This is a genomic window from Sedimentibacter sp. MB31-C6 (genome assembly GCF_035934735.1).
Classification (GTDB): domain Bacteria; phylum Bacillota; class Clostridia; order Tissierellales; family Sedimentibacteraceae; genus Sedimentibacter.
In genome coordinates this window covers 2,044,060-2,062,624 of sequence record NZ_CP142396.1, presented here as the reverse complement: position 1 = coordinate 2,062,624, position 18,565 = coordinate 2,044,060, and the positions used below count along the sequence as shown (strand labels likewise).

Annotated in this window: 18 protein-coding genes and 1 other annotated feature; of the genes, 3 read left to right on the top strand and 15 right to left on the bottom strand. The window is 29.3% G+C overall.

The features are described from left to right. Positions 1 to 213: 213 nt before the first annotated feature. The 13 genes from gatB to U8307_RS09755 all read right to left on the bottom strand — a co-directional run bounded on the left by gatB (position 214) and on the right by U8307_RS09755 (position 14,458). Positions 214 to 1,635 carry an Asp-tRNA(Asn)/Glu-tRNA(Gln) amidotransferase subunit GatB gene (gatB, locus tag U8307_RS09815; RefSeq protein WP_326907420.1) on the bottom strand — a complete coding sequence of 474 codons (1,422 nt, stop codon included), beginning with the start codon at positions 1,633 to 1,635 and terminating at the stop codon, positions 214 to 216. After that, entirely contained in the window at positions 1,632 to 3,104 is a 1,473-nt protein-coding gene (gene gatA / locus U8307_RS09810; RefSeq protein WP_326907418.1) for an Asp-tRNA(Asn)/Glu-tRNA(Gln) amidotransferase subunit GatA, read from the bottom strand. Before gatA ends, gatB begins: the two co-directional genes overlap by 4 nt. A gap of 40 nt (positions 3,105 to 3,144) precedes the next feature. Then, positions 3,145 to 3,438, bottom strand: a complete 294-nt coding sequence (gene gatC / locus U8307_RS09805; RefSeq protein ID WP_326907417.1) for an Asp-tRNA(Asn)/Glu-tRNA(Gln) amidotransferase subunit GatC — start codon at positions 3,436 to 3,438, stop codon at positions 3,145 to 3,147. Between the two features lie 202 nt (positions 3,439 to 3,640). Next, on the bottom strand, positions 3,641 to 6,079 hold the full coding sequence (locus U8307_RS09800) for an ATP-dependent Clp protease ATP-binding subunit (protein ID WP_326907415.1): 2,439 nt from the start codon (positions 6,077 to 6,079) through the stop codon (positions 3,641 to 3,643). A gap of 42 nt (positions 6,080 to 6,121) precedes the next feature. Beyond that, positions 6,122 to 7,114, bottom strand: a complete 993-nt coding sequence (locus tag U8307_RS09795) for a protein arginine kinase (RefSeq protein ID WP_326907414.1) — start codon at positions 7,112 to 7,114, stop codon at positions 6,122 to 6,124. Between the two features lie 18 nt (positions 7,115 to 7,132). Further along, complete coding sequence (locus U8307_RS09790) at positions 7,133 to 7,621, bottom strand: UvrB/UvrC motif-containing protein (RefSeq protein WP_326907413.1); 489 nt, start codon at positions 7,619 to 7,621, stop codon at positions 7,133 to 7,135. 27 nt (positions 7,622 to 7,648) lie between these two features. Further along, positions 7,649 to 8,113 carry a CtsR family transcriptional regulator gene (locus tag U8307_RS09785; protein WP_326907411.1) on the bottom strand — a complete coding sequence of 155 codons (465 nt, stop codon included), beginning with the start codon at positions 8,111 to 8,113 and terminating at the stop codon, positions 7,649 to 7,651. Between the two features lie 264 nt (positions 8,114 to 8,377). Then, positions 8,378 to 9,844 carry a methyl-accepting chemotaxis protein gene (locus U8307_RS09780; RefSeq protein WP_326907409.1) on the bottom strand — a complete coding sequence of 489 codons (1,467 nt, stop codon included), beginning with the start codon at positions 9,842 to 9,844 and terminating at the stop codon, positions 8,378 to 8,380. A gap of 272 nt (positions 9,845 to 10,116) precedes the next feature. Beyond that, positions 10,117 to 10,854 (bottom strand): polysaccharide deacetylase family protein, encoded by a 738-nt coding sequence (locus tag U8307_RS09775; RefSeq protein ID WP_326907407.1) that lies wholly within the window; start codon positions 10,852 to 10,854, stop codon positions 10,117 to 10,119. Positions 10,855 to 11,037: 183 nt separating this feature from the next. Beyond that, on the bottom strand, positions 11,038 to 12,411 hold the full coding sequence (locus tag U8307_RS09770; RefSeq protein ID WP_326907406.1) for an MATE family efflux transporter: 1,374 nt from the start codon (positions 12,409 to 12,411) through the stop codon (positions 11,038 to 11,040). Positions 12,412 to 12,525: 114 nt separating this feature from the next. Further along, complete coding sequence (arsB, locus tag U8307_RS09765) at positions 12,526 to 13,578, bottom strand: ACR3 family arsenite efflux transporter (RefSeq protein WP_326907405.1); 1,053 nt, start codon at positions 13,576 to 13,578, stop codon at positions 12,526 to 12,528. 18 nt (positions 13,579 to 13,596) lie between these two features. Beyond that, on the bottom strand, positions 13,597 to 13,932 hold the full coding sequence (locus tag U8307_RS09760) for an ArsR/SmtB family transcription factor (protein WP_326907403.1): 336 nt from the start codon (positions 13,930 to 13,932) through the stop codon (positions 13,597 to 13,599). Between the two features lie 109 nt (positions 13,933 to 14,041). Beyond that, a complete protein-coding gene (locus tag U8307_RS09755) occupies positions 14,042 to 14,458 on the bottom strand; it encodes an arsenate reductase ArsC (protein ID WP_326907401.1) in 417 nt (138 codons plus the stop codon). Between the two features lie 217 nt (positions 14,459 to 14,675). On the opposite strand from U8307_RS09755, the gene U8307_RS09750 reads away from it, so the two are divergent. From U8307_RS09750 to U8307_RS09740, 3 genes are read left to right on the top strand one after another with little or no spacing between them, the layout of a single operon-like run. Then, positions 14,676 to 14,960 carry an ArsR/SmtB family transcription factor gene (locus U8307_RS09750; protein ID WP_326907399.1) on the top strand — a complete coding sequence of 95 codons (285 nt, stop codon included), beginning with the start codon at positions 14,676 to 14,678 and terminating at the stop codon, positions 14,958 to 14,960. Between the two features lie 23 nt (positions 14,961 to 14,983). Further along, on the top strand, positions 14,984 to 15,988 hold the full coding sequence (locus tag U8307_RS09745; RefSeq protein ID WP_326907397.1) for a permease: 1,005 nt from the start codon (positions 14,984 to 14,986) through the stop codon (positions 15,986 to 15,988). A gap of 30 nt (positions 15,989 to 16,018) precedes the next feature. Continuing rightward, positions 16,019 to 16,258 carry a thioredoxin family protein gene (locus U8307_RS09740; RefSeq protein ID WP_326907395.1) on the top strand — a complete coding sequence of 80 codons (240 nt, stop codon included), beginning with the start codon at positions 16,019 to 16,021 and terminating at the stop codon, positions 16,256 to 16,258. Positions 16,259 to 16,364: 106 nt separating this feature from the next. Here U8307_RS09740 and serS read toward each other — a convergent pair whose 3' ends face one another. Next, positions 16,365 to 17,642 (bottom strand): serine--tRNA ligase, encoded by a 1,278-nt coding sequence (serS, locus tag U8307_RS09735; RefSeq protein WP_326907393.1) that lies wholly within the window; start codon positions 17,640 to 17,642, stop codon positions 16,365 to 16,367. A gap of 48 nt (positions 17,643 to 17,690) precedes the next feature. Then, positions 17,691 to 17,892: a binding site (T-box leader), on the bottom strand. Between the two features lie 138 nt (positions 17,893 to 18,030). After that, positions 18,031 to 18,450 carry a hypothetical protein gene (locus U8307_RS09730; protein ID WP_326907391.1) on the bottom strand — a complete coding sequence of 140 codons (420 nt, stop codon included), beginning with the start codon at positions 18,448 to 18,450 and terminating at the stop codon, positions 18,031 to 18,033. Between the last annotated feature and the right edge of the window lie 115 nt (positions 18,451 to 18,565).

Sequence of the window (18,565 nt, the reverse complement as noted above, 5' to 3'; positions counted from 1 at the left end):
AGTTGCTTCGCAACACCCGCTAGGGGGACCTATGTCCCCCTTCGGCGTAAAAATGCTTTATTAAAGCATTTTTACTGAGCCCCCCCCTTAACGGCAAGGACGTTCCGTCCTTTGCAATCCTCGTTTTTTGTTATATAGGAAAGGAGAACTTTCCTATATAATAAAAAATTTAGAGGGTCTCTCTAAATTTTCTCTTAATTCTTAACTTCATTGTTAATTTATACCTGCTAATAATTTTTTAATAATTTTACTTGCTAACTTTGCATCAGCTTTACCATTTGTTTCTTTCATAATATATCCTATAATTGATTTTAATGCCTTTTCCTTACCATTTAAATAAGATTTTACAGCTTCGTTATTTTCTAAAAGAGCTTTTTCACAAAGAATTTTAAGTGCACCTTCATCAATTATTACCATATCCTTTTCTGATATTATGTTTTTTACAGATTCGCCTGTTTCCAACATTTTTTCTAACGTATTTTTTGCCATATTATAAGTTATTTTTTTCTTTTCTATCAATTTTATAAGTTCATTTAAATAATAAGGAGGAATAGGAATATTACAATTATCCTTTTCTTCTTCTGTAGATAAATACCTAAATATTTGTCCTAACATAAAATTAGCAACCATTTTATTATTACCAACATTCTTGCATGCTTCTTCAAAATATTCAGCGACTTTTTTGTATTTAATAAGCAACTCAACATCAGCATATGGCAAGTTATAATCTTTAATAAAACGTTGAAATTTAACATGAGGAAGTTCTGGCAATTCATGTTTAATTCTATCAATTTCACCATCTGAAATTAATATAGTAACTAAATCAGGATCCCTAAAATATCTATAGTCATCAACATCCTCTTTTCCTCTCATACTTTCAGTAATCTTTAAATCACTGTTATATTTTCTCGTTTCCTGGTTAATCTCTCCACCATCTTCTAATATTTTTATTTGTCGCTTGAACTCATAATCTATTGCTTTGGAAATAAAGTTTAAAGAATTCATATTTTTAATCTCTGTTCTCGTACCAAACTCTTTTTCTCCAACTTTTCTAACAGAAATATTTACATCACATCTTAACGAACCTTCTTGCATTTTAACATCTGATACACCAATATACTTCATTATTAGTCTAAGATTCTCAATATATTCTAAGGCTTCATCTATACTTCTAATATCCGGCTCTGATACAACTTCTATCAGAGGGATACCTCCTCTATTGTAATCTATGAAGATATTTCCTTTTTCATGTACAAGCTTTCCAGCATCTTCTTCTATGTGAATTCGTGTTATGTTTATTTTTTTTCCTGATGATAATGTTATATAACCTCCTTCACATAAAGGTCTATCATACTGAGTTATTTGGTATGCTTTTGGTAAATCTGGATACATATAATTTTTACGATCCATTTTAGAAATATTATTTATATTACAATTTGTTGCAAGTCCAGCCTTAACCGCATATTTTACAACATTCATATTTAACTTTGGCAGCGTACCTGGTAATCCAATACAAACAGGGCAACAATGAGTATTTGGCTTTCCACCAAATTCCGTAGTACATTGGCAGAAAATTTTTGTATTAGTTGAAAGCTCAATATGAGTTTCAAGTCCGACGATTAATTCCCAACTCATAAACTCACTCCCATCTTTATATCTTTATAAATATTATTTCTAGATTGTTGTTCATATTTATAAGCTACATTTAATATTTTAGCATCATCAAAAATGTTTCCTATAATTTGCATACCTATTGGTAATCCCTTATTATCAAGTCCACATGGAACTGAAACTGCTGGAAGACCAGCAATATTTACCGCCACAGTACAAATATCTGTCATATATGTTTCTATGGGGTTTATTGAAGTATAATTTAATTCAAAAGCTGTCTTAGGAACTGTAGGAGCAAGTATAACATCACAGAAATCAAAAGCTTCTCTAAAGGCCTTTACTATAGAACCCCTTAACTTTTGAGCTTTTTTATAGTAATCATCATAATAACCTGCACTTAAAACATAAGTACCTAATAAAATTCTTCTTTGTACTTCCTTGCCAAAACCGCCACTTCGTGTTTTACATATCATATCATTAATATCATCATAACTAGATGATTTATATCCATAACGAATTCCATCATATCTTCCTAAATTTGATGAAGCCTCAGCACATGCTATAATATAATAAACAGGTAATGAATATTTTAATTGTGGTATCTTAAAATGTATTATTTCCGCACCTAAATCCTCATAAACTTTAATTGCATCATTTATTGATTCTTTAATATCACTTCTAACACCTTCAAAATATTCTTCTACAATTCCTATTTTAATACCCTTTATGCTATTTTTTAAAATACCCTCTGCAGTTTGTCCCTTATTACCCTGTGAAGTTGCATCCTTTGTATCATAAATAGATAAAGAATCATAAACTAAAGCTGTATCCTCTACAGTTTTAGCAATAGGTCCAATTTGTTCTAAGCTTGATGCATATGCAATTAATCCATATCTTGATATAGCTCCATAAGTAGGTTTTAATCCAACTAAACCGCAAAAACTAGCTGGTTGCCTTATGGAACCACCTGTGTCAGAACCTAAACCATAAACAGCAATATTTCCGCCTACTGCTGAAGCTACTCCGCCAGAACTTCCACCTGCTACATACTTAGAATTATGTGGATTTATAGCTCCTCCGAAACATGATGTCTCACAGGAAGATCCCATTGCAAATTCATCCATATTTGTTTTCCCAAGTAATACTGCATTTTGACCTTTTAAAATACTCCATACTGTTGCATCATAAATTGGTATATATCCTTTTAACATCCTTGAACAACATGTTGTTTCCACGTCTTTCGTAGAAATATTGTCCTTTAAAGTCATTGGTATACCTTCTAATGGCTTTAATTTTTCTCTTTTGGAAATTTTATCATCAACAGATTTAGCTGTAGCTATTGCTATTTCTTCAGTAGTTTTAACATATGCATTTAATATTTTATTTTCTGTTTCTATACTTTCTAAATATTTATTAGTCAATTCAATACATGATACTTGCTTAGTTTCTAATAGATTCTTTATATATTTTATTTTACTGATTGTTTTCTCCATAATTCCTCCCATAAAACTTAAAGACTTCCACTTCCTTTATCTACGTTTCAGGAAGGCACCTTTTTACAAAGAAGTAACCATTTTCTCCACCATCTCTATTTTTTAATATATTATCTCTATCATAAGATTCTAAAACTTCATCTTTATGAAAAACATTTACTAAATTATTAATATTCTCAAATTCATCATAGTCTTCATCTTCAACAACCATATTAATTGTATTAGCAAAATCGATTATTTGATTCATATCTTTTATCAGTTCTTCAATTTCATTTTCTTTTATTGCTAGTTTAGATAATTTAGCAATTTTTAATATTTCTTCACGTGTTACCATTATTTGACTCCCTATCTTTATACAATTATAGATATTACATACGCAACAAATTGACTTTTTCATTTATTATACTATAAAATGGATATTTTTTAAACTGTAGGGGACGCATTGTATGCGTCCCGCGGTATGCATACAATGCATACCCTACAAATATTATAAACACTGTTATAAAAGAAGAGGGACCAAGTTGGTTCCCTCTAAATTAACTTTCGTTGCTAAAGACTAGCTCTTTTTCATTGGCACTTATTTTAATTGTATCAGATTTTTTAACTGTACCTTTTAGTAATTCTTCTGACAATCTGTCTTCTATTTTTCTTCTTATTGCTCTTTGTAACGGTCTTGCTCCATATACTGGATCAAAACCTTCATCAGCTAATAATTCTTTTGCCTTTTCATCTAATTCGATTTTAATATTTAATGTTTCAAGACGTTTTGACAAACTATCAATCATTAATGAAACTATTTTTTTAATATGTTCCTTATTTAAAGAATGGAATACAATTATTTCATCTATACGATTTAAAAACTCTGGTCTAAATGTTTGCTTTAACTGACTCATTACATTTTCTTTCATTTTTTCATATTCATCTTTTTCTTCATTTGAAGAACTTGTGGCAAATCCTAATGTTCTTTGTTTCTTAATTGTACTTGCCCCAACATTTGATGTCATTATAACTACAGTATTTTTAAAGTCAACAGTTCTTCCCTTTGAATCAGTTAAGCGACCATCATCTAGTATCTGTAATAATATATTAAATACATCTGGATGTGCTTTTTCAATTTCATCAAACAATATAACTGAATATGGTTTCCTTCTTACTCTTTCTGTCAATTGTCCTCCATCATCAAATCCCACATATCCAGGAGGTGAACCAACTAATTTTGATACCGAATGTTTTTCCATGTATTCTGACATATCAACTCTTATCATAGCATCTTCATCACCAAACATAGATTCAGCTAAAGCTTTAGATAACTCCGTCTTACCAACACCTGTTGGTCCAAGAAATATAAAAGAACCAATTGGCTTTTTAGGATCCTTAAGTCCTACTCTAGACCTTCTTATAGCCTTTGCAATTGCATCTACAGCTGTTTCCTGACCTATTACTCTTTTATGAAGAATTTCCTCCATATTAAGCAATCTTTCAGATTCATCCCCTTGAAGTTTTTTAACTGGTATTCCTGTCCATTGAGCTATTATTCCAGCAATTTCTTCTGCTCCAATACTTGAATCCTTTGAATTTTTTGCAGCCCATAGTTTCTTTTGTTTATCTAATTCTAGGGATAGTTCCTTTTCTTCATCTCTTAAAGATGCAGCTTTTTCGAAATCTTGATTAGTGATTGCTGCCTTCTTTTCATTATTAATTTCTTTTAATTTATCTTCTATTTCCTTTAATCCTTTAGGAAATGTTGATGATTTAAGTCTTGCTCTAGAAGCAGCTTCATCAATTAAGTCAATTGCTTTATCAGGTAAAAATCTATCTGATATATATCTATGAGACAGCTTAGCTGCTGCTTCTATAGCTTCATCTGTTATAGCTACCTTATGATGTGCTTCATATTTGTCTCTCAAACCCTTTAATATAAGTATTGCATCATCTACAGTTGGCTCTTCTACAGTTATTGGTTGAAATCTTCTTTCTAAAGCAGCATCCTTTTCTATATGTTTTTTATATTCATCCAAAGTTGTAGCTCCAACAACTTGTAATTCTCCTCTTGCCAAAGTTGGTTTGAGTATATTAGATGCATCTATAGATCCTTCTGCAGCCCCTGCTCCAATAATAGTATGAAGTTCATCTATAAATAATATTATATTTCCAGCTGCTTTAATTTCATCTACAGAATTTTTGAGTCTTTCTTCAAATTCTCCCCTATACTTCGCTCCAGCTACCATACCTGCCATATCAAGAGTAATAACTCTCTTTTCTTTTAAAATTTCCGGCACATTTCCTTTAACTATTTCTTGGGCTAATCCTTCTGCAATAGCTGTCTTACCTACACCAGGCTCTCCTATTAAAACAGGATTATTTTTTGTCCTTCTAGATAATATTTGAATTACCCTTTCAATCACATCTTCCCTACCTATAACTGGATCAAGTTTCCCTTCTTTTGCCCTTTGATTTAAATCAGTACCATATTTATCAATAGTTTTTGTCCCTGTAGTACTTGAAATTTGAGAAGTGCCTCCTATATTTGAATTTCCTTCTCCTACCTGCCCTTGATTTAAAGTTTTAACAACTTCATTTTTCAGTTCTTGTAAACTTGAAACAGATTTAACAATTTGTGCAGCTATACCTTCCCCTTCATCAATCAATGCCAATAGTATATGCTCTGTTCCTATATATGAAGCACCTTGTTGTATTGAATATTGTTTTGCTAATTCAATAATATATTTACTCCTTGGGCTAATTGTTATAAACTCAGGTATTTTATCACCAATACCTGTCGAATTTTTAATAATTTCTCTAACCTGATCTACATTTAATTTTTCTCTAAGTATTTTCCCAGCAATTCCTTCTTCTTCAATCATTAAGCCCAATAAAATATGTTCTGTTCCTAACATATTTTGTTTGAATTTTTTAACTTCCTCTTGTGCTAATTCAATAGCTTTTTTTGCTGAATTGTTAAAACCATTTATCATATATTTCATCTCCTTTATCCGTTAATACTATTTTAACTATATTTAAGATAATAATTCTCTACTAATTAATTCTGCCCTTTTAAAGTCTCTTTCCTTCGCAGTAAGATCCTTACCTTCTTTAGATAAAAGATTATTGGGTTGTATTTTAATCATTAATTCATATAACTTCTTATTTTTAACCTTATCAATTATTTTCATTTCACTTCCAAGTTTTATCAACGACAATAACTTCATAGCTTCATCAGTAGTCATTTTTTTAGCATTAGTCAACAATCCATAGGCCCTATATATTTCATCTTCAAGTTCATCAATATTATTTTTATTAAGATAATCTCTCGTATGTTTTTCCTTTTGTGCTATTTGCATTGTAATTTGCGTAACCTTATCAATTAGTGTTTCCTCAGATGCACCTAATGTACCTTGATTAGAAATTTGATATAAATGTCCTAAAGATTTTGTACCTTCACCATATACTCCTCTAACAGCTACTCCTAGTTGTGAAACACCGTAAATAAGCTTATCAATTTGATTAGTTATAGATAATGCTGGCAAATGCATCATAACAGATGCTCTCATTCCCGTTCCTAAATTAGTTGGACAACTTGTTATATATCCTAAATCCTTATCGAAAGTGTAATCTAGTTTTTCCTCTAAAACATCATCAATTTTATTACTAATATCCCAACATTCCATTAATGACATATTCTGTCCTAATGATTGGATTCTTACATGGTCTTCTTCATTTATCATAATAGAAACACTTTCATCTGGACTTAAAAGAAATGCTCCATCATTCTTTTTTTCTCCTAATCCTGGACTAATTAAATGTCTTTCAACGAGAACATTTTTCTCAGTTTCACTTAAATCTTTCATATATGTCAATTTATAATTCAATCCAATACTATTTATAGCATCATTTACATCATTAATAATTTTATTCGATTCTTCATTTGACATTTTAGTAGGAAATTTATAATTCTTTAAATTCCTTGCCAATCTAATTCGGCTAGTTACCACAATATCATTGTAATCCATATTTAGCCCTCCTCATAATTATAACGTACTTTCCATATTTCTTATTCTATCTCTCAATTCTGCAGCTTTTTCATATTCTTCTGCTTCAATTGCTTGTTTTAATTCAATTTTTAATTTTTCAATATCCTTTTGTATTCTATATGTTCCCCCATCCCTTCTTGGAATTTTACCCTTATGGGTATCATATCCCTGTATATTTTTTACGACTGGCATAAGTTTAGTTTTAAACGTATCAATGCAATCACTACAACCAAATTTACCATTTTTTTTAAATTGCTCAAATGTCATTCCACAAGTAGAACAACCTTTACTAGATAAATATGATGTTGTACTAAAAGCATTATTCAACATTGCAGAAAACATATTTTCCATAGAAAATCCTGAATTAAATATAGATTGATTCTTTTTAGCACACTCTTCACACAAATGGCTTTCAGTCTTTTTTCCATTAATTATATGTGTTACATGAACTGTAGCTTCATTTTTACCACATTCATTACATAACATAATATACCTCCCATTTAAATATCTTTATTATTGTTCTATCAATGCTAAAATCATTTCTTTCAATATATCAGCTCTAAACTTGTTTCTGTTATCATAGGAGACTTCCTTTAATGCTCTATCATTTATAGCTCTTTTCATTATTCTTTGTTCTCTTTGTGAGATTATACCTCTATCGGCTAAAATTTCAATTATATCAAGAGCTTTATTAATAGTTATACTTTCACCTATGCTATCACCAAATATTTTATCCAATTCATCTTGCTTTGAAGATTTTACTTTGAAAATTCTTATATAACCTCCGCCACCCCTTCTACTTTCAATAATATATCCTCTGTCATTATTAAACCTAGTAGTCAAAACATAATTAATTTGAGAAGGAGAACAATCAAATTGTTGAGCAAGCAAATTTCTTTGGATTTCTATTGCACTTTCTTCATTGGAATCCATTAACTCCTTTATAAAACCTTCAATTATATCACTTAAATTTGACAACTTATCACTTCCTAACTAATATTTTAGTATTTAACCTTAGTTCTGTCTTTGACTTTGACTTTCTTTGACCTTTAATTTATTATATCATTATTATTTCTTAAATCAATATTTATTTTCAAATAATTTTCATTAAAATTCATCAAATATTCCTTAATTAGCTATATTTTATAATGTTTTCTCAATTTTTCTCAATTTTTCTTAATTCTTATTATTTTCTACTCAAAAAACCTCTCGTTTATGCGAGAGGTGATAGTTTTTAATTTATTAACTTTCTATTACTACATCTAATCCTAAAACTGCTATAGACTTACCTTTATCAAAAATTGGAGAAGCTATAGTTAATACAATTTCATTTGTATCTGTAGTGATATATAAATCAGAAATATATACTTTTCCTTCCAAAGCACCAATAAACCATGGTCGGTCTCTCAAATCTATCTGAGGGATATTGTCAAGATTGCAACCTACTCTAGTACTATCAGGCTTATATGTATAAAGAACAATTTTATCATTATGCTGTCTTGAAAGCTCTTTAAACAATTTCGTATGTACTTTACTATCCAACTTAATTATATCAGGATTTTGTACTAAATCTTTAACAAAGGCTGTCCATTTATTTTTTATCGATTCTAATTTATCCTTTGGAATTTTAACTTGCGAGTGTTCTTTTATAACATTTGTCATTGCCTCACTCATTCTCTCAAATGATTCTGTTTCCTGTGCCATTATTTCAATTTTATTTGTTTGCTCTTCTATTACTGAAGCTACTTGTCGTGTTGCCTCACTAATTTCATCTGAAACAGAAGTAATTTGAATAAGATGACTATTCATACTTTCAATTTCGTTCTTTTGTAACTCAATGCCTTCACATACTTGAAACATTGTTGATACAGTTAAATCACTAGTTTCAATCATGCCTTGAAAACCTTTTTCTGCTTTAGACAATATATTTGAATTTTCTTGTTCTTGACTTATTCCTTTATCAAAAGAATTAATTAAATCCAAGATTTCATTTTCAAAATTGCTGAGTATTTTTCCTATTTCATCGGCTGCCTTATTAGATTCTTCAGCTAGTGATCTTATTTCATTAGCAATAACAGAAAAACCCTTTCCAGCCTCTCCTGCTCTGGATGCTTCAATTGAAGCGTTTATTGCGAGTAAATTTGTTTGTTCAGAAATATTTTTCACTACATCTATGATGCCATTCATAGTTTTAAGGTTTTCTGACGTTTCCTTTGTTTGTTGTGATAATAGAATATTATCATTTGACCTTGATTGCATTTTCTCAATTAATTGCTGTAAAACTTCACCGTTATCCCTAAACCCTAAAACAGTTTCCTCCAAATTGTTTTTTGCATTTTCAACTTTAATGCTCGTCTCATTTGCAAGTTCTACTAATTTTTGGCTACTGTCCATAATATTATTAGTCATATTATTTTGTCGCTCTACTCCTGTAGCAATTTCCTCAATTGTTCCAGATATTTCTTGCATTGCAGAACTCGTTTCCATTGTTATAGCAGACAGTTTTTTTGTTCTATTAAAAAGAGTGTCAGAATTCATACCAACTTGAGCAAGAACCTTTCTATAATTATTTATTAATTTGTTTAAACCTTCAGTAAGTACTTTCCGTCTTGAATCTTTTCTACCAAATTTTTTACTTAAATTACCTGAATTTACTTCTTGTATTCCATAAATAATATTAGTACCTAATATACCTCCAAATAACCTCATCGCCCTAGCCTCCATCCATAATCTGTTATATTTATACAGCTATTATAGATGTTTGACATTTATTTTGCAAGTAAAAAGTATTTTTTTGTAAAAATATATCTTTTTTATATTATAGGGTATACATTTTATGCATACTGTAGGCGGGAAATACGCAAATATATTATGGATGTTATTTCGGGTCACGGTACGCATACAATGCGTCCCCTACGTTGTGGGTGTTATTTTGTTGATAGTTTACGGGACACATATATGTGTCCCGTAAAGTTTTAATATTATTTGTACATATTACTATATTTTATTCCAGCTGTTAATGTTGTATTTCTATATTCATATAATTCACTAACAGTTACAAGTTGATATCCTCTATTTATAAGTTCAGGCACTACTTTTTCCACAGCTTCAGCAGTACTGTCATATAAATCATGCAACAGAATAATATCACCATCTTTAACATTGTCAAGAATATTATTAATTATTATTTCAGTATTTCTATTTTCCCAATCAAGGGTGTCAATAGACCAAAGAATAATAGGTTTGAATATTTTTTTATTATACTCCTCACTATTAGTACCATAAGGCGGTCTCATTATAGATGGAGTATATCCTGTAGCATTTCTAATTAAATCATCTGTTCCTTTTATTTGCTTATATAATTCTTCATCAGACAAAGTTGTTATATCTTTGTGATTATAACTATGGTTTCCTATTTCATGTCCATTTTCAATCATTCGAATTAAAGTATCTTTATTATTTTTTACGTTATTTCCTAAAACAAAAAATGTTCCAACTGAATTATATTCTTCTAATATATCTAAAATTCTTGGAGTATATAGTTTAGATGGACCATCATCAAATGTTAATGCGATCATTGGCTTGTCAGGATTAATATTTCTTTCTTCAAGTTTATTGTTAAAGTTACTTTGTATATCATATTCTTCCGCATATATTTGAATATTCATTGAAAAAATCATCATTATCATTAATGAATATATTAGTATTTTCTTTATCATCATTATCCCCCTTAATAAATCTATAAAACTAAATATATATTTTATATATCGTACGTTATATATGCATTGTATATTCTGTGAACAAAAATATCTATATAAGTTTTTAGGGTATAATGGTAATTTAATCTTATTAATAACAGTATATAGCAATATATCCATTTTACTTCTTTAATATTTACCCATTTAATTTTGGCTATTATAATTAGGTGTTGATATATAATTAACTTTTTTCATTTTAAAAACAGTTGCACTAATAATACATTTGAATATTTGATCTATTGCCATACATAACCATATAAATACTATATCAAGTTTGATAACATATGCAAAAACAAGTGCCAAAGGTACTCTAATTACCCAAATTCCTAAAAATGAAATTATCATTGGTATATTTTTATAACCAGCTGAACGAATAGTTCCACTTAATACCTTAGTTAAATTCTGTGGTATTTGTATAAAGCCCATAACAATGAGATATTTAATTCCTATCCCTTGAATTTCAGCATTATTTGTAAAGAAGCTCATAAATAAACTTGGAAAAATAATAATTAATAGAGATGAAAATAAACTAATTATAGTTGAAGTAGTAATTAATTGTTTAGTATATATTTGTAATAATGCGCCGTCTCGTTTTCCAATAGCATTGGCAGTTAATGATGTGGCAGCAACCCCCACTCCTATAGCAGGCATCTCTGATAATAACTCAGCTTGTAACCCAAGTTGATATGCTGAAAAAGTAACCTCTCCATAGGAAAGTATTATTTTACTCATAACTATAGCAGAAAGTTGCCAAAACATACTTTCAAATGCTGCTGGTATGCCAATAGAATAAACTTTTTTCATTAAATTAAAATTTAACTTTAAATCAAATTTGTCAATAATACTAAATAACCCATGTGTTTTATTGTATAGAAGATAAAAACCTAATAAAGCACCTGATATCTGTGCAATTAAAAGCGCTAAGGCTGCACCTATAAGTGATAATCTTGGAAATCCAAACTTACCATATATGAGCACATATCCTAGCATCACATTTATTATATTAACAACAATCGCAATATACATGGGAGTTTTCGTATTTCCACAACCTTGAAATGCAGCTGTTACTACTGACATAATCAAAAGAAAGGGTGCTGTTAAAATAACTATTTTCAAATATTCACTTGAATGAAATAATGTTTCAGTATTGGTTGTGAAAAAAGATAAAATCTTTGATGAATTAAATAATATTATAATTATTAAGGCAACTGCAATTAAAACTCCTGTAATAACTGTTTGTTCAAATGTCTTTTTACACTTTGTCATATCACTTTTACCATATGTTTTAGCGATAATAACTGTTGCTCCTACCCCAATGCCTTTAAATAAGCACCATAATACCCCTGTTATTCTGGTACAAATTCCTTGAGAAGATATAAGTGTAGGAGTAAGCCTTCCTATCATTGCAGCTGATATGAGACCAGCCGATACTTGAAATATATTTTCCAGCATCACTGGTATAATAAGTAAAAATATCTTTTTTCTTATTATTTTGTTATCATAAATTTTTTCAGGCATTATCATATCCTCTTGTTTTCTATAATAGATACTGCAATTGTACATCACAATAAAAGACCTTTCAAGTAAAAATATTTCACTTGAAAGGTCCTTATTCATATTCAATAATAATATTTATTTAGATGTAGGAAACCAGTTCTTAGTACTATTGGCTATATATACAAGAAAAAGCATTGTTGGAACTTCAGTTAATACACCAACTGTTGTAGCTAATGCTGCCGGTGAATCCATACCGAATAATGCTATTGCTACAGCTACTGCAAGTTCAAAAAAATTAGATGCTCCTATCATGCCTGCAGGTGCCGCGATTTCATAGGGCAATTTAAACCATTTACATGCTAAATAAGCTATAAAAAATATTAAAATAGTCTGAATTGTAAGTGGTATAGCTATTAACAAAATATGTAACGGATTATTTAAAATAGTCTCTCCTTGAAAAGAGAATAATAGAATCAACATTAATAATAAACCCGCAGTAGTTACTCCATCAAATTTTGGCAAAAACTTGTTTTCAAAATATTCCAACCCTTTTTTCTTAATTATGTTCAACCTAGTTAATACACCACCAGTTAAAGGTATTACTACAAAAAGAATAACTGATAATACTAATGTGTCCCATGGAACTGAAACATTGCTAACTCCTAATAAAAATTTTACTATAGGTATAAAGGCTGCTAATATGATTAAATCATTAGTAGCTACTTGAACTACTGTATAAGCGGGGTTACCCTTAGTTAAGGTACTCCATACAAATACCATTGCTGTGCATGGAGCTGCACCGAGTAATACTGCCCCTGCCAAATATTCCGTTGCAAGTTCAGAAGCAATAAAGTTCTTAAAAACTACAAATAAAAAGAATGAAGCTATTGCATACATTGAAAAAGGTTTAATAATCCAATTAGTAATCCAAGTAACATAAAGACCTTTTGGGTTTTTGCCTACATTTTTAATACTTTGAAAATCTACCTTCATCATCATAGGATAAATCATTACCCAAATAAGTATAGCAGTTGGTATTGAAACATTAGCATATTCAAAATTGCCAAAAAACTCTGGTATTGATGGTATGAATTTTCCAATTAATACACCTGTTACCATACAAAGCGCTACCCATAATGTTAAATATTTTTGAAAAAATCCTATTTCTGATTTATTTTCTTTGCTCATAATAAAGTCCTCCAAAATTTATTTATTGTTGCACAAATCATTTGCCTTGCATTTTTTAAACCTTTGACTGTCTCTTTCATAACAAGACAACCCACTTATCATTTTTATTAGATATTTATATAGTTCCATATTTTTACTCTTAAATTCATCACTAATATTATAATAAGTCCACTGTGCTTTTTTATAACTTTCTAAAATACCTGCTTTTTTAAGTACAGTCAAATGTCTAGACGCATTAGATTGTGTAAGTTCTAAACAATCTTCAATTTCACATACACACATCTCGTCTTTTAATAATTGTGATAAAATACGTAATCTTGTTTCATCTGCCAATGCTTTAAAAATTTCAATCAAATTGTCATCTCCTTATATATTCTTAAATGAGCATATACGCATATGCGATTTTAAATAAAATCTATTTGATATAATTTAATAGAATATTTTATCAATCAAATAGATATTGTTAATACAATTTTTGATTTAAAATCTTATTTTTTAGTTCCTTAATTTTCTTTTCAATTTCAGCAATTACCCTTTCAAATTCCTCATCACTTTTTCCTGTAGGATCGTCTAAACCCCAATCTTCTTCGTATTTGCTTTCAACAAATGGACAAATAACATTACATCCCATCTTTATTACTATATCTATTTCAGGAAGTTCCGTTATTAATTTAGAATAATGTTTTTGATTTATATCAATATCGTAAATTTTTTTCACCAATCTCACTGCATCTTGGTTTATTTGTGGTTTAGTTTCAGTTCCCGCCGAATAACTGTCAAATACATCAGATGCAAAGTATTTTCCAAGAGCTTCTGCAATTTGACTTCTGCATGAATTATGAACACATATAAATGCTACCTTTGGTTTATTATTACTCACTATAATTCTCCTTTACATTAATCATTTAATTTATCAAATTATATATTGATATATAACTATATGTCAATGTATTAATATCATATTTTTTGTAAAATCTATGTAAAATCAGTTTTATATTCAAAAAAATTTTCATAAACATATTGACAATTATCAATATGATGAATATAATACATATAGATAATTATCTATATGTCAAATTAATAAAAGAGGTGTAAAATTGGCTGAAAAATATGAAAATTATGCATTATACATGAAAGCTCTTTCAGATGAAACAAGAGTTAAAATATTTGAAATGCTTACTCAAGGAGAACTTTGTGCTTGTATTATTTTGGAAGAGTTTAAAATAACACAACCTACATTGTCTTATCATATGAAAATTCTATGTAAAAGTGGCTTAGTAGACAGCAGAAAAGATGGAATTTGGACTAAATATACTATTAATAAAAATAACCTTGTAATTTTAAAAGATTTCATAAACAATATAGCTGAAAAATCAGTGTAAAATAATGATTAAGGAGAATTGAATTGTTTATATTTGAATGGTTGAATAACCAATTACTTAAAATGGAATGGCTTTACAATTTAATAAAGCTTTTAGTAGAAAATGTATTTAATTTAAGTATTAATGAACGACTAGGTGGAAGTATTCACTTTTTTATATATGATGTAATAAAAATATTTATACTATTATCAGTTTTGATATTTGCAATTTCATATATACAAAGTTATTTTCCTCCTGAAAGAACTAAAAAAATATTAGGAAGATTTAGTGGAATAACAGGTAATATCTTAGGTGCATTGCTTGGAACAGTTACACCATTTTGCTCCTGCTCTTCAATTCCTTTGTTTATTGGATTTACAAGTGCAGGATTACCATTAGGTATTACATTTTCATTTTTAATATCTTCACCACTAGTAGATTTAGCTTCGGTTATTTTACTTGCAAGTATATTTAATTGGAAAATTGCAATAGCATACGTCATTGTCGGTCTAATACTTGCTGTAGCAGGTGGAACTATAATAAGCAAATTAAAACTTGAAGATTATGTAGAACCATTTGTATACGGTAATAAGGTTCTTGAAACAGAGCAGGAAGAATTAACTGTTCATGACAGAATTGATTTTGCAAAAGAACAAGTATTGGAAATAGTAAAAAGAGTATGGATATATATTTTAATAGGCGTTGGAATTGGTGCTGCTATTCACAATTGGATTCCAGAATCTTTAATATCTGCAATATTAGGTAAAGATAAGTGGTATTCAGTTCTCGTAGCAACTTTTGCCGGAATACCAATGTATGCTGATATATTTGGAACATTGCCAATTGCTGAAGCTCTTGTATTGAAAGGTGTTGGATTGGGAACAGCTCTTTCATTCATGATGGGAGTAACTGCATTGTCTCTGCCATCAATAGTAATGCTAAAACAAGTTGTCAAGGTTAAGCTTTTAGGAATATTTGTCGGCTTAGTAACAATAGGTATTATTATAATCGGTTATGCATTTAATGCATTCGGATATATATTTATATAATTATTAAAAAATAATAAAAGGAGATTTATTATGGTAATTAAAATTTTAGGTTCAGGTTGTAAAAATTGTATAGCTTTAAAGAAAAATACAGAAGATGCTGTAAAGGAATTGGGAATCGAAGCAGAAATAGTAAAAATAGAAGACATGAAGGATATTGTATCTTATGGAGTGCTTCAAACTCCAGCACTAGTAATTGATGAAAAGGTAGTGTCTTTTGGTAAAGTGTTAAAACCCAAAGATATAGTAAAGGCACTTAAAAAGGTGCAATAGTAGAATAAAGAAAAACAACTCCTCTTTTAGCAAACGAAAATGCTGTTTATTACAAAGAGGAGTATTATTTATACTAATGGAAATCTATATATACTGCTCACTTTTTTTATTTTATTATAGTATTTCCACCCATATAAGGCTGTAATGCTACTGGAATATTAACTGAACCATCCTCGTTTAAATTATTTTCTAAAAATGCTATCAACATTCTAGGAGGAGCGACTACTGTATTGTTTAATGTATGCGCAAAATATTTGCCCTTTTCTCCATTAACACGAATTTTCAAACGTCTAGCTTGAGCATCCCCTAAATTAGAACAACTTCCTACTTCGAAATATTTTTTCTGTCTTGGAGACCAAGCTTCAACGTCAACTGATTTTACTTTTAAATCAGCTAAATCTCCTGAACAACACTCCAATGTTCTAACAGGAATATCTAATGTTCTAAATAAATCCACAGTATTTTGCCATAATTTATCATACCACATCATACTGTCTTCAGGTTTACATACTACTATCATTTCTTGTTTTTCAAATTGATGTATTCTATAAACGCCTCTTTCTTCTACACCGTGAGCTCCTTTTTCCTTTCTAAAGCATGGAGAATAACTAGTTAAAGTTTGTGGCAATTTTGATTCTGGTAATATAGTATCGATGAACTTACCAATCATTGAGTGCTCGCTAGTACCAATTAAGTACAAATCCTCTCCCTCTATTTTGTACATCATTGCATCCATTTCAGCAAAACTCATAACTCCTGTAACAACTTCACTACGAATCATAAAAGGCGGAATACAATATGTGAATCCACGATCAATCATAAAATCTCTAGCATATGATATCACTGCAGAATGAAGTCTTGCTATATCTCCCATTAAGTAATAAAATCCATTACCAGCTACTTTTCTTGCACTATCTAAATCAATACCATTAAACTTTTCCATGATATCAGTATGATATGGTACTTCAAAATTAGGAACTACAGGTTCACCATATCTCTGAACTTCAACATTTTCACTGTCGTCTTTTCCTAATGGAACACTTGGGTCAATGATATTAGGAATTGTCATCATTATTTTTTGTATTCTTTTTTCTAATTCATTTTCTTTCTTTTCTAATTGAGCTAGTTCCTCTTGATTGGCCACTACTCTTCTTTTAAGTTCTTCAGCTTCTTCTTTTTTCCCTTTTGACATTAATCCGCCAATTTCTTTGGATATTTTATTTCTTTCTGCTCTTAATGAATCAGCTTTTTGTATTGTTTCTCTGTTTTCAATATCTAAAGTTAATACTTCATCTACTAAAGGCAGCTTATTGTCCTGAAATTTATTTTTAATATTTTGTTTTACTAATTCAGGATTTTCTCTAACAAATCTTAAATCTAACATATTTTTCCTCCCATAAATTTAAATATAAATAAAAAAATCTTTCATCTACTATGAGACGAAAGATTCGTGGTGCCACTCAATTTGCCAGTTATTAGAATAACTGACCACTCGTAAGTACTATAAAGGGTACCAACCCTCGATTTATCACCGATAACTCCAAAAGTGGAAAGATTTTTCCTTTCACCGATTCACACCAACCATCGGCTCTCTGCAGAAATTCATAAATCGTAGCTTTTATCATTGTTAATTAATTATTTCTATTTCCCTATATTATATACTATTTTATATAATTTGCAAATGAAATTTTAAATACATAGAAAAATCATAAAAAAACCTCTCGATATTATATCCTAGACGTTTAATGTTAAGCTAGTTACTAGCCCCTTCTTTAATTTCTATCAGGTACTACATTAATAAATAAAGAAACATCTTCTATCTTAGAATAAAAATGAACACTATTCTGTTTTAAATTAAAATAATAAATTTCCTGTTTGTTGTAAACAACATACTCTTTTGGATCTTTTTTTAAAATATAGACATTTTTATCAATGTTCTCATATTCACCTTTTTCCAAAAAATTAAATTGCTTATACCTATAATAATTAGTTTTATCAAAAACTAAATATTCAGCATCTCCTGACATTTCATCACCCATAATATAAGTCCCTTTAATACCTTTATCAATTAAAAGTTCATTTAAACGATTTTGCTTCTCTACGTTTAGAAAAAATAATATTACCAATAATGTTAATAGTAAAATATATTTAGCATTTCTAAATATAAATTCCTTAGTATTACTAACAAACATACCGTTCCCTCCTAATAAAATTATAGCTATTTTATAGAATTGCTATAACCTCTGTTTTTTTAAAAAATTATTAATGCGTTGGGGACTGTCCCCAACGCATCTGTTGTTTGATTTT